Annotated in this window: 10 protein-coding genes; 2 read left to right on the forward strand and 8 right to left on the reverse strand. The window is 41.0% G+C overall.

Translation table 11 applies throughout. The annotated features are described in order from the left end of the window. Window positions 1-6: 6 nt before the first annotated feature. Window positions 7-1,101 (reverse strand): LptF/LptG family permease, encoded by a 1,095-nt coding sequence (locus tag KA713_00250; GenBank protein UXE67070.1) that lies wholly within the window; start codon window positions 1,099-1,101, stop codon window positions 7-9. Window positions 1,102-1,176: 75 nt separating this feature from the next. Beyond that, a complete protein-coding gene (gene tgt / locus KA713_00255) occupies window positions 1,177-2,307 on the reverse strand; it encodes a tRNA guanosine(34) transglycosylase Tgt (protein ID UXE67071.1) in 1,131 nt (376 codons plus the stop codon). 212 nt (window positions 2,308-2,519) lie between these two features. On the opposite strand from tgt, the gene KA713_00260 reads away from it, so the two are divergent. Together KA713_00260 and KA713_00265 are read left to right on the forward strand one after the other, a co-directional pair. After that, window positions 2,520-4,760 (forward strand): carbohydrate binding family 9 domain-containing protein, encoded by a 2,241-nt coding sequence (locus KA713_00260; protein UXE67072.1) that lies wholly within the window; start codon window positions 2,520-2,522, stop codon window positions 4,758-4,760. A 65-nt stretch (window positions 4,761-4,825) separates the two neighbouring features. After that, window positions 4,826-5,953: a ferredoxin--NADP reductase gene (locus KA713_00265; protein UXE67073.1), complete on the forward strand. Its 1,128-nt coding sequence runs from the start codon at window positions 4,826-4,828 to the stop codon at window positions 5,951-5,953. Between the two features lie 9 nt (window positions 5,954-5,962). On the opposite strand, the gene KA713_00270 is transcribed toward KA713_00265, so the two are convergent. The 6 genes from KA713_00270 to KA713_00295 all read right to left on the reverse strand — a co-directional run bounded on the left by KA713_00270 (window position 5,963) and on the right by KA713_00295 (window position 12,281). Beyond that, the gene (locus tag KA713_00270) at window positions 5,963-7,570 is read right to left on the reverse strand and encodes an AAA family ATPase (protein UXE67074.1); all 1,608 of its coding nucleotides are present in this window, start codon (window positions 7,568-7,570) and stop codon (window positions 5,963-5,965) included. Window positions 7,571-7,596: 26 nt separating this feature from the next. Then, window positions 7,597-9,090, reverse strand: coding sequence for a serine hydrolase (locus tag KA713_00275; GenBank protein UXE67075.1), 1,494 nt, complete (start codon window positions 9,088-9,090; stop codon window positions 7,597-7,599). A 28-nt stretch (window positions 9,091-9,118) separates the two neighbouring features. Continuing rightward, window positions 9,119-10,216: a beta-lactamase family protein gene (locus KA713_00280; GenBank protein ID UXE67076.1), complete on the reverse strand. Its 1,098-nt coding sequence runs from the start codon at window positions 10,214-10,216 to the stop codon at window positions 9,119-9,121. A 34-nt stretch (window positions 10,217-10,250) separates the two neighbouring features. Continuing rightward, a complete protein-coding gene (locus KA713_00285; protein UXE67077.1) occupies window positions 10,251-10,931 on the reverse strand; it encodes a methyltransferase domain-containing protein in 681 nt (226 codons plus the stop codon). Then, window positions 10,931-11,176 carry a hypothetical protein gene (locus KA713_00290; GenBank protein UXE67078.1) on the reverse strand — a complete coding sequence of 82 codons (246 nt, stop codon included), beginning with the start codon at window positions 11,174-11,176 and terminating at the stop codon, window positions 10,931-10,933. Before KA713_00290 ends, KA713_00285 begins: the two co-directional genes overlap by 1 nt. Before the next feature lie 100 nt (window positions 11,177-11,276). Further along, a complete protein-coding gene (locus KA713_00295; GenBank protein UXE67079.1) occupies window positions 11,277-12,281 on the reverse strand; it encodes an SMP-30/gluconolactonase/LRE family protein in 1,005 nt (334 codons plus the stop codon). Window positions 12,282-12,328: the final 47 nt, after the last annotated feature.

Here is a 12,328-nt window from a genome sequence, read left to right on the forward strand (position 1 = left end):
CAGAAATCAACGCGGCACGTATTTGTACATCAAGAAGGCGATTCCTCCAAAGATAATATTGGGCAACCAAGCGGCCAAGAGCGGAGAGATAGATCCTGTTTGCGCAAACGTGCTGGTGATGGTAAAGAAGATGATGAATACAAATGCCATTAAAAACCCTAAAGCAATTTGAAAGCCTGTGCCACCTCTGCTTTTGCGCGCAGCCACAATCGCTCCCATAAAAACCAACACGTAAATATAAAAGGGCGATGAATACCGAATGTGCCTTTCCACTTCGTAGGCCTCCACACCAGTGGACCCCCGAAATCGCAGTGTATTTATTTTTTCATTTAGTTCGGTGATGGTCATGCCCGCATACATCTTGCTGTCGTTCTCAAAATCTTTTGGGGTAATCACCAAAGTGGTATCTAAATTTTCTCCTTTTTCGAGCGAACTGATTTGGTTGGGTTTCAATTGAAAGAGTTCGTCAATTTTTTTTCGTTTCCAAATGCGCAGTGTCCACTTGTGCTTGGTAGAATCCCATTGAATATTCTCGGCAGAAAGTTTCTCTGTCAATAAGCCATTATTAAAACGCTCCAATGAGAATTGATATCCGGTGTTGGATTGATTGTTGTAATTCTGAATGAACAAATAAACATTGGGTGCTACCTGCATGTGCACATTTCGTTTATCGTAATAATATTTATTTTGAAAATAGGTCATTTCAAAAACCAATCGATTGTTGTTTGACCTTGGGATGACCCATCCGTTTAGAAAAAAGCTAATGACAGCCAAAATGGTGGCGGCATAAAAGTAAGGTCTTAAAAATCTTCGGAAACTTGCACCACTGCTTAAGATGGCAATGATTTCGGTGCGTGAGGCCAAACGGGAGGTAACAAAAATTACGGCAATGAAAATGGTGATAGGAGAGAGGAACCCCGCAATCCAAACGATGAAATCAAAATAATAAACAAGAATAGCCTTGGTGCTGAGTTTGAACTGAACGAACTTATCAATCTTCTCGGTAACGTCAATCACACAAATAATGGCCTCAAGAATCAATACCACAAAGAAAAACGTGGACAGGATTTTTTTGAGGATATAGCGATCGAGGATGGTCATTTAGTGGGACTTGGGTAGTAGGGCATTTGGGGCATTAGGGATTGGGCATTAGGGATTAGGACGTAGGTTTCAAAATCATAGTCGGGTGGTTACACGTTTTACCATTTCGTTTTTCCATTCTGCAAATGTGCCTTCTTCAATTTTTACCCTTGCTTTTCGCACCAGCCAAAGATAGAAGGTAAGGTTGTGGATAGAAGCAATTTGCGCGCCTAAAATCTCTTTGGAGATAATTAAGTGGCGCAAGTAAGCCTTGGAGTAGAAAGTACTGGCATATCCACCGATGGCCGGGTCGATAGGGGTAAGATCATCTTTCCATTTTTCATTTCGGATGTTGATGATGCCTTCGCTGGTGAACAACATGCCGTTGCGCGCATTCCGGGTGGGCATAACACAATCAAACATATCAATGCCCAAAGCAATGCACTCCAAAATATTTTCAGGTGTGCCCACGCCCATCAAGTAGCGGGGTTTATCAGTCGGTAAAATGCCACAAACCAAATCGGTCATTTCATACATCATTTCGTGTGGTTCCCCCACCGACAGTCCGCCAATAGCGTTGCCTTGTTGTTGTTGGTTGGCGATAAATTCAGCCGATTCTTTTCGCAGGTCTTTGTACACACTTCCTTGCACGATGGGAAAAAGAACTTGCTTGTATCCATACTTTGGTTGTGTGCTATTTACCCGATCTACACAACGCTTCAACCATCGATGCGTAAGATGCATGGATTTTTTGGCGTACTCGTATTCGCAAGGGTAAGGCGTACATTCGTCAAACGCCATGATGATGTCTGCCCCAATGGTGCGTTCAATGTCCATTACTCCCTCGGGCGTAAACGTGTGCTTCGATCCATCGATATGCGATTTAAAGATTACACCCTCTTCGGTGATCTTCCGGTTGGCACCTAACGAGTACACTTGGTAGCCACCGCTATCGGTAAGAATGGGCCTGTCCCAACCATTGAATTTATGTAGTCCGCCAGCTTGCTCCAGTATTTCCAAACCCGGACGCAAGTACAGGTGATAGGTATTCCCCAAAATTATTTTGGCATCGATGTCCTCTTTCAATTCTCGCTGGTGTACTGCCTTTACCGATCCGGCTGTGCCCACGGGCATAAAGATGGGAGTGGGGATTTCCCCATGATCGGTAATGAGTTTTCCGCTCCGGGCTTTTGAGCGTGGATCTACTTTAGATAGTTGGAATTGCATGTGGGTGCAAAGGTAATGGATTGCACTATTTTTAAATGGATGTGTTTTTTGATTTGCGGTGAGCGTTTTGCCTGATTTGGCGACAGTTTCAATTCATTGGTCTTAACAACTTCTTAACTTCTTGATGTCGCACAAAAAACGGTTGGAAAGTTTAGTTTGAATATCTTTGCGCTCTTCTTATGCGCGGTGTTATAGCTTTTAGTCTCTTATTGATGTCTTTGTCTTCTCTAGGGCAAAAGAACAAACCTGGTTTGCCCTTGTTGATAGGCAAAGCGAGCGAGCCTATTGTACTTGATGGGCAACTTAGCGAGCCCACTTGGCAAAAGGCCGATGTGGCTAAGAATTTTTATTTGAACTTTCCGGTAGATTCACTTCCGCCCACGTATCAATCAGAAGCGAGATTAGCCTACGATGATCACTTTTTGTATGTATCGTTTGTGTGTTATGATGATGCCAAGCCCAACATTATGCAATCGCTGCGTAGAGACGTGGATTGGGAATTAAACGATAACATTGGTATTTTCTTAGATTCTTATAACGACTATACCAACGGGTTTTATTTTACCATTACTCCTTTTGGTGTGCAGTCAGAAGGGGTGATGTCGGGTGGAGGACAAGATGATGATTCGTTCAACGGAAGTTGGGACAACAAATGGTATTCAGAAGTGAAGCGCTCGCCCGATAAATGGGTGGCTGAGTTGGCCATTCCGTTAAAGTCGTTTCGCTACAATCACCACTCAAAAGAGTGGAACGTAACCTTTCTTCGCCAAGATTTAAAACACAATCAGGTAAGCAGTTGGATCGCCACTCCTATTCAATTTATACCTGCTTCATTCGCTTACTCGGGCAAGTTGGTTTTTGAAAATCTGCCTCCCCATGCCGGTGCAAATGTTTCACTCATTCCCTATGCTGCCAGTGTTAACCAGCAAGACCTGGAGAATAACAAACCTATTAGCTCCAGTGGCGCTATTGGTATGGACGCCAAGGTCGCCATTAGCCCTTCCCTAAATTTAGATCTAACCGTAAACCCAGATTTCTCTAATGTGGAGGTCGATCAGCAAGTAATTAATCTTACACGATTTGAATTTCAATTTCCAGAAAGGAGACAATTCTTTTTAGAGAACAGCGATTTGTTTTCAACCCCAGGCTTTCCTGATACGCGGCCTTTTTTTTCGCGGAGAATTGGTTTAGTACTTGACTCTACAGGTTCTGCTCGACAAGTGCCCATTCAATATGGAGCGCGCATCAGCGGCAAGATTGGTAAGGATTGGCGAATTGGTATTTTAAACATGCGTACAGCCGAAAAGGAATCGATTGGTTTACCCTCTCAAATGTATTCGATGGCCATCGTACAAAAGCAGATTTTTTCCCGCTCGAATATTGACTTTTTTATTGTCGACAAACAATCGCTGGGGCTGGGGTCTTATAACAAGAGTAAGCGGTATGCTCCAGGCATCGTGCGCGATGTGATTAATGGAACGGATACCACCAAGCGGTTGAATCTCTACAACCGCGTCATTGGTTTTGATTTTAATCTGATTACCAAAAGCAACCGATGGAGTGGAGATGTTTATTATCACCATTCGTTAGATGATTTCAGCTCGGACAAAAACTATTCAACAGGCGCATTTATCGGTTACAATACAAGGCACTTCAATGCTTTTGTGGGAAACAATGCGGTAGGCAAAAACTATAATGCTGAAACAGGTTTTGTTCCAGCACTTAGTGTTTATCCGGGATACCTCAATGGATTTGGCAGGGTAGAAGGAAGGTTCTATCCGAAGAATTCTCCCATTGCTGTAATGGGTCCAGGTGCCGAAATCAATTATGTGTTTGTGCCAGGAGGCAAGCTCACCGACAGAACGTATTCGGTTGATTATCTTTTCAATTTCTTAAATACATCTTTTTTGGCAGTGTCTGCCACACACATTTTTCAGCTTTTACCTAAAGAGTTTAATCCGCTCTCGCCACGCGTTGGTGTTCCATATGCGGCTGGCAAAGAATTTCAGTGGACCGAGTTTGAATTGAATTATAATTCGAACACACGGAAAATTTTTAATTTTTCAGCGCAAGCAAGTGGTGGGCAATTTTACTCTGGCACACGGCTTACCGCAGGGGGTACACTCAATTATCGCTATCAACCGTATGGAAGCTTGAGCCTCACCGTTAACTACAATGATTTACAATTGGGGCAACCGTATGGCAGTGCTGATTTTTTGTTGATTCGCCCGCGATTGGATTTAACGTTGTCTACCAAACTATTTTTCACCAGTGTGTGGCAATACAATACACGCTTTGAATCGACCAGTTTCAACGCGCGCTTGCAGTGGAGGTTTAAGCCTGCATCGGACATTTTTTTGGTATATAACCATAACAATAATCTCTTGCCAACCGATGGCCGTGCCAACGACCAAGCCTTGGTACTCAAGTTTACGTATTGGCTTAACCTATAAAATTTTTTCACCGTTTTATAAGTACATTTGCGTTTTGATTTGTTATAGTACGATAAATTGTTTTTATGGCGTTTGGACTGTTCCGCAAAAGCGAAAAGAAAGAAGAGAAAAAAGGGGAGGGCAAAGAGGAATCTGGCTCTCATTATCATGAGTTGTTGGTTAAGAATATCATCCAAGAAACGAAGGATGCCATTTCCATTGTGTTCGAGCAGCCTGTTGCCAAACTTCACTATAAATCAGGTCAATTTTTAACGCTCATTGTGCCTGTTCAAGGCAAAGAAGTGCGCAGAGCCTATTCACTTTGCAGCTCACCTTTTATAGATGCTGATTTGGCCGTAAGCGTAAAGCGAGTTGAAAAAGGATTGATGTCAAATTGGTTACCCGATAATTTGAAAGTGGGCGCCAAGGTAAAGGTGATGGAGCCGATGGGGCAATTCACCACCGAATTTGCGAAAGACAAAAAGCGCCACTTGGTGATGTTTGCGGGTGGCTCAGGCATTACTCCGATGATGTCCATCATTAAAAGTTTGCTGACGCAAGAGCCAGATAGTATTTGTTCATTAATTTATTGCAACCGCGATATCGACAGCATCATTTTCAAAACGCAGTTTGAGCAACTGCAAACCCAGTACGAAGGTCGGTTGCACGTGATCCATATATTAGACAATGCCCCCATGAACTGGCAAGGCTTGTCAGGATTGTTGAACAAAGAAATGTTGGTAAAACTTTTTGAGCGGATTCCTGATTGGGGATTGGACAAAACAACCTACCTGATGTGCGGCCCAGAGGGCATGATGAAAAATGTGGACAGTCTATTGGCGGAACATCAAATCCCCAAAGAAAAAATTTTTAAAGAGAGCTTTGTAGCGGGTGTGTTGGATAAACCAAAGAAGGAAGACGAAAAAGGAACTGAAAAGAAAACGCGCGATGTTGTCATTCGTTATGATGGCAATGAACACACCATCGCTGTTCCGCACAATAAAACAATTTTAGAAACTGCTCTCGACCAAGGCATCGACTTGCCTTACTCGTGCCAAAGTGGCTTGTGTACCGCTTGCCGCGGAAAGGCATTGTCGGGCCAAGTGAAGTTGGATGAGGAAGAAGGTTTATCCAAAAGTGAACGTGCGGAAGGCTATGTGCTCACGTGCGTAGGCCACCCGATGACGGATGATGTAGTGATTGAGATTGGGTAATCTGGATTTTTAGCCTTTCCCTACTATTTCTTCTATTTTTTTCTTAAACCAGCTTGTTTGACTCAAAGTGGCTTTGCTTATGTTAAATTTTTCTAAGTACGTTTTATTAAATTTTTTCATGTCAAAAAACTTGTAAAAAGTTTCAAAATCCTCACTTTTAAGCGATTGAGTTATTTCATCTTCATTTTTAGACTTGATTTCGTCAGTTTTAAACTCCTCATAATTATTTCTAGTTGCCTTCAAATTAAGTAATACGCTCTCGTACTTTCCTTCCTTATGTTTTCTAATTTCTTGGATGTAAGCAGGTTTGTCAAAACTGTCTAGGTTAAGTTCAGCTATATTTTCAGGATGGTATAAGTAGTTTTCAAAATTGTAATAGTTAAGTATGTATAGATTTGGATAGAGATTTTTAAGTTTTTGAATTTCAGAACTCATCAAATAGTCCCTATCCCTTAGTGCATAGGAGTTTTTGTCTCTTTTTATTTGAAGAAAAACTTCCCGGGAACCGTCAAGCCCAACGAAGAGGCAGTCCTTTATATTCAATAGTTGATAATATTCATCATTTTGGTTTTCGCAAAATATTACCCTCTTGCCTTTCAAAATGTCGAATAGCAAGTTCTTAGGAACAGCTATTTCATATAACTCAAGACTTTCTTTAGATTGAGGAACAACAACTTGTGGCTCATCAAAGTTGAGTTGATCTAGGTCAATTACCGAAGCTTCTTTAGATTTCCTAGCGTAGTCAATGAAACCAAGGGCGTGAGATGCAGTCCACAGTTGAGAGTTGTGAGGAATCCATTTGGTTACAATTTCATTTAGAAGATTGTATTGTAGCGATGTATTTAAATGACAATCCATTTCATCAATAAAAATTATTGTGTTTTCATAGAATTTCTTTCTTACAATAAAATTTAGCAAAAGAATAATTACCTGCTTTTCTCCATGACTTAAAAGTTCATAATTGATCTTGGACTGCCCTTTTTTAAAAATTAACTTAGCTGGTGAAGACGAGGTAGAATTTTCAAATTGGGCAATTTGAAGCTGGGTGGTTTGGTCACCACCAAAAATATTAATTAATGAATCATTTAATGGCTTAATTAAATCCTGAAAAATCTTTAACACGTCAACTTGTTCTCCTCTAAAAACAGGTTCCCTAAGAGCCATGTCGATTTGATTAATGTAAAGATTAATGTCATTTAAAAACCGGACATCGTTATCAATATACGTGCTAGGACTATCGTTATCTGTCGATACAGAAGAAACATCAGATTGATTTGATATCCTCGGCACTATCCTAATGCTACTTCTACCAATGAATCTTTTTACTAATTCCCTAGGACCAAATAGGGTCATATCTATCTTCCTAAGCTGTATACTATCAGAAAATTCAAGGAATATGGTTGACTCTTTGCTAGGGTCTTTTCGATAATATGAATTCTCAGTTGGCACTCCCTTAAAAATTCCCTTAGAAAGCCAATCAAATCCATCGAAAATGCTGCTTTTCCCACTGCCATTGGCTCCAATAAGAAGAATCAATCTTGATGATTCTGGTATGCCGCTAATTGAGAGGTTAGTGAACCTCTTAAAGTTGATTATTTCTAGTTTTGAGATTTTCATTCCGTAAAGTTAGCTAATTTGGAATTCTAACGAGCCTTCTCCTTCACAAACTCCATACCCTCAAAATTTAATTTTTCAATCTCCCCTGTTGCATTCAAACTAAATAATGCGACCGCTTTTCCGTACCAACCTTTTTCATAATCACCACGGAAGACATCGAAATGCCAGTGCTGGACTGTGGCCGTCAAAAAATTGTTGGTGGTGATTTTTAGACTTCCATCCACGATTCTCACTTCAGCTTCTCCATAGAGTTTATCTGTGTATTTGCCTTCGTAGGATGATAGCGGTAAAGATAGTTTTGTGTTGGCCACACGCTTCGCTTCAAAATCTTTTTCTGCTTTCTCACCTTGGGCTTTTAAGTCACTATACAATTTCAAAAACTCTTTGCTCCAATCGCGGTTGCCACCAAGCGCAAACAAGTCAAAAGTTTTATAGACCAATGCATGGCGCACTTCGGCATGATCGTAGTTGCCAAAAAAATAAACACCCAATTTGGCATCAGGCAGTTGAGCATGAATGGCTACTTCACCCGCCAAACTTCCGGTGTGGTAATTAATTTTCTTTCCTTTGTAATCGTGCTGAAACCACCCCAATCCATAGGTCGTCCAATTGGGTTTTATCAATTGCATGGTGGGGTAAAACTGTGAAGCGGGTACAATGGTTTGAGGTCTAAGCATTTCCGCCCATGTGTTGGGTTTTAACAAACGGCCACCAGCATATTTGCTGCTATCAATCATCGACTGCATCCATAAACTGATATCGTCAATACATGAATAAATACTTCCGGCCGCGCCCACTTTGTCGGCACTGGTGGGTGTGATGGCGCGAATGGCATTGTTGTAAAAATAATGTGGTTTCGATTGATTGACTTCTTTTACGTTCGCTAGCAGAGAAAAAGTGCGGTTCATTTTTAATGGATTGAAAATCCGCTCAACAATGAATTGTTCCCACTTTTGGCCGGAAACTTTTTCAATCACCTTACCCGCAACCACATAGAAAATGTTTTGGTAAATAAAGCTAGAGCGGAGCGAGTAACTTGGCTCGACTAACTCCATTTTCTTCAGAATTTCCTCAGATGAAATATCCATCACGCTCCACAAAAAGTCAGCATTGCCCACGCCACTGTTGTGGATGAACAAATCCCGAATTTTCAATTCACGCGTTGCGTGTATGTCATAGAGTTTAAAATCGGGAAGGTATTTTGTTACGGGATCATTCCAATTTACTTTTCCTTCATCTACTAACATGCCCATGCATACAGCTGTCATCGCTTTGGTGGTGGATCCGCAACCAAAAATGGTTTGCGTATCAACTAAATTAGTTGTCCCGATTTCACGCACACCATACCCTTTCTTAAAAATGATTTTTCCGTCTTTCACTACCGCTACGGCCAATCCCGGTACTTGCCATTCTTTGCGGGCATTTTCCACATAGGTGTCAAATTCTTTGAGTTGTTTGGTAAGGTCTTGGCCAAAACCAATGTTTGCGTTGAGGAGAAGGAGTAGAAAAATCTTTTTCATATGTTTCTTAGTAACTTAATGGTAAAAATTATTCCATCCAATTATACTTCTTTAACGAAGCTAAAACTTTCTTTCTTAAATCCATGATGGGTTCTGGTCGGTTGCAAAGCAGAACATAAATTATTTCCTTTTCTGGGATGCTTACATAATCGCTGCTGAATCCCCCTTGCGAACCTGTGTGTGATACAATTTTTACAGAATCACTAGGCTGCGACAAAAACCAACTGAAGCCAATGAACGGTGGCTCTTTCGATTTCCAGTTTTCATAAGCGGTGATGGTGCGTGAGCGTTCGATCGTTTCTTTTTTCAAGAATACCGATTTGCGCAACGCGATTTCATACTTGGCCAATTCTTCTACCGAACTCCACACTCCGCCATTGCCAGAAGCGGCAAAAGTAGGCTCTTCACCATAATCTAGTTCTTTCCACTGACCATCTTTGTTGACATAAGCATGCGATACACCCTTGTCGGGGAACGAACTATCGGTAATCAAGCTATTAACTATGCCCGCGGGTTTGAATATTTTTTCAGCAATGACCGATTGCCATTTTTTGCCTTTTATTTTTTCGATGATTAATGCTAGGCCATTGAAGGCGGGATTTGAATACTCAAACTGAGAACCGGGCTCAAATAGCAGTGAATCATTCTGTTTGATAGGGGCAAAGTTCTCTTCATCTTTGGCTGTAATCAAAAATTCCTCACTCAGCAACTTCCACCGATTATCGGGTAAACCCGAAGTGTGCGTAAGCAAATGATGAATCTGTACTTTTTGGGCAATGGACTTGTTTTTAAAATCAGGGAAATATTTACCCAAACTATCCAGCAATGAAAGTTTCCCTTCATCTACCAATTGTAAAATCGCATTCGATACAAAGGTTTTGGAAATAGAGCCGGTATTGAAAAGTGTTTGGGTGGTGATTTTTTCTTTTGTGTTTAAATCGGCCAAGCCGTATCCTTTTGAGAAGATGATTTTTTCTCCTTTCATGATGAGAATGGCGCTACCGGGTTCGGTTTCTTTAAACTCTTCGCTAAAGAGCAAATCAACTTCTTTGGCGAGTTTGCTTTCTGGTTTTGGTTGGCAACAAAATAGAAGCATTGTAATGACTAACGGAAGTACTATTTTCATGATATTGAAGTAATTTATTTGACCTCTTTTCCATTCATTTTTTTACACCCACTAACTTTACCAACCGATTTTGCTTTAATCCGTAATCTGCAATCCCTATCTCTTCTGAATAACGAACAATGGATAACCCACCAGCTTTTAGTATTATCTTTTTAACAGAATTTGAGATGCATCCAAAATCGGGACGGTTAATTTGCAGCCCAGCCTCTCGATGGAAAAACTCGAATACAAAAATACCTCTAGGTTTTAGGGACATTATGATTTTCTGAATCCTTTTCTCATCGTCTAAACACCCTTCATAAACATGCACAATCAAATCCCATTTGTTTACACCAAACTGAAATTGTTCTATTGGAATAAGTTCTGTAGCAATATTTATTTTTTCTTCTTTCGCTCTAGTGTTCGCAAAATCAACGGCTTCATTTGCAATGTCAATTCCGGTAACATCCCATCCCACCTTTGCCAAGTAAATGGTATTTCTACCTTGTCCCATGCCTAGGTCAAGCGCCTTGCCTGGTCTTTTCCCTTTTATTGATTCGACTAAAAGCTGATTCGGATTTTTATTGAATTTATAAGCGGTATCTTTTGTCAACGACCTGTTCCAGCGAATTCTTTCTCGTTCGAGTTGAGTAGAATCAATTTGTTCAACTTGAGCATAACCACTTTTGCTCAGCAGAAGTAGGAATAGATAAAATAGACACTTTCTAATCTCCATTAGTCTTTTGGTTTCCCATTTCGCAATAATGAACTAATCGCAATTACCACCCATACCGAATTGATAAATGTAAAGGGGTATGCTTCTTTGTAAACACTATTGATGATGAGCAAGATTCCACCAATCAAGTTTATTAATTGAAAAGGTAGTGAATCTGATTTTATTTTTTGATAACTGTTGAGAGCGTAAGCACCAATCACTAGGACTGAGCCAATCCAACCAATTGTTTCTATTAGAAGTTTCATGTTTTTAGTTCCTAGTTGCCTGTTCCTTGTTCCTAGTTGCCTGTTCCTTGTTCCTAGTTCTTGTTTCCCGTAACCAGCAAACGGCAACTGGTAACCGATTTCAATCCCTTAACTTTATTTTCAGCACCAACATGTCATTGGTAACGAACAGCGTCTTTCCATCAGCAGTAAGCGCGCAGTTGCTGGTCGCCTCTTCCAATTTTATTTTACCAAGCAGTTTTCCATCTCCACTAAAAATCCAAATACCACCCGGGCCAGTCGCAAAAATGTTTCCTTGCGCATCTACTTTCAAGCCATCAGGCAATCCTTTTTCTGTTTTGGCTTGCTCGGTGGCGTCCCACACAATTTTTCCACTGGTAATTTTTAACGAATCGTTGATGGAGTATTCATACCAACGTGCCTTTTCTGAATCTGAATTGGCGACATACATTTTTTTTCCATTTGGTGAAAAGCCGATGCCATTCGGGCGAGTCAAGGAATCAATCATTAACTGTACTTGGCCTTCGGCAGGAATGCGGTACATACCTTGAAAGGGTAATTCTTTTTTCGGGTCATCCATCTGTTTTTCCAAGCCATAAGCAGGGTCGGTAAAATAAATGTCGTAATTGTGGAATACTAAGTCGTTGGGACTGTTGAATCTTTTTCCATTGTATGTATCGGAAATAGTAGTGAAATCAGAAGCAGGTTCAGCAAGCGAAGTGTTCATCATGGCGATGCGCCTATCGCCATGCTGGCACAAGAGCAAATTGCCCTCGACATCCAACGTCAATCCATTCGAACCAGGTTCCCCACCGCGTGGTGCTTCTCCCGTGTAGCCGCTGGGTGTTAAATAAATCGAAGAGCCTTTTTCTTCCGTCCATTGATAGATGGTATTGGTGGGCACATCCGAGAACAATAATTTTTTGTCTCCTTCCAGCCAAAGTGCACCTTCCGTCCATTCGTAACCGCTGGCGATGACAGAAACGGTCAGTTGGTTTCCCACAATCGCATTTAATGCTGGGTCAAGCTTTTCTACGGAAACAGTTAGGCTGGTTTGTTGGGTTTCTTTTTTAGAGCCACACGCGATGGCAAGAGCAATGAAAAGAATTAATAATACTTTTTTCATTTTGGTGGAGTTAGGTTGGAACTGTTGAATACTTACGGTCAATTACC

It is taken from the genome of Chryseotalea sp. WA131a (assembly GCA_025370075.1).
Classification (GTDB): domain Bacteria; phylum Bacteroidota; class Bacteroidia; order Cytophagales; family Cyclobacteriaceae; genus ELB16-189.

What these genes read in the sequence shown, in the direction of transcription:
- KA713_00250 (UXE67070.1), bottom strand. Translation starts at nt 1,101, where the DNA reads ATGACCATCCTCGATCGCTATATCCTCAAAAAAATCCTGTCCACGTTT.
- tgt (UXE67071.1), bottom strand. Translation starts at nt 2,307, where the DNA reads ATGCAATTCCAACTATCTAAAGTAGATCCACGCTCAAAAGCCCGGAGC.
- KA713_00260 (UXE67072.1), top strand. Translation starts at nt 2,520, where the DNA reads ATGTCTTTGTCTTCTCTAGGGCAAAAGAACAAACCTGGTTTGCCCTTG.
- KA713_00265 (UXE67073.1), top strand. Translation starts at nt 4,826, where the DNA reads ATGGCGTTTGGACTGTTCCGCAAAAGCGAAAAGAAAGAAGAGAAAAAA.
- KA713_00270 (UXE67074.1), bottom strand. Translation starts at nt 7,570, where the DNA reads ATGAAAATCTCAAAACTAGAAATAATCAACTTTAAGAGGTTCACTAAC.
- KA713_00275 (UXE67075.1), bottom strand. Translation starts at nt 9,090, where the DNA reads ATGAAAAAGATTTTTCTACTCCTTCTCCTCAACGCAAACATTGGTTTT.
- KA713_00280 (UXE67076.1), bottom strand. Translation starts at nt 10,216, where the DNA reads ATGAAAATAGTACTTCCGTTAGTCATTACAATGCTTCTATTTTGTTGC.
- KA713_00285 (UXE67077.1), bottom strand. Translation starts at nt 10,931, where the DNA reads ATGGAGATTAGAAAGTGTCTATTTTATCTATTCCTACTTCTGCTGAGC.
- KA713_00290 (UXE67078.1), bottom strand. Translation starts at nt 11,176, where the DNA reads ATGAAACTTCTAATAGAAACAATTGGTTGGATTGGCTCAGTCCTAGTG.
- KA713_00295 (UXE67079.1), bottom strand. Translation starts at nt 12,281, where the DNA reads ATGAAAAAAGTATTATTAATTCTTTTCATTGCTCTTGCCATCGCGTGT.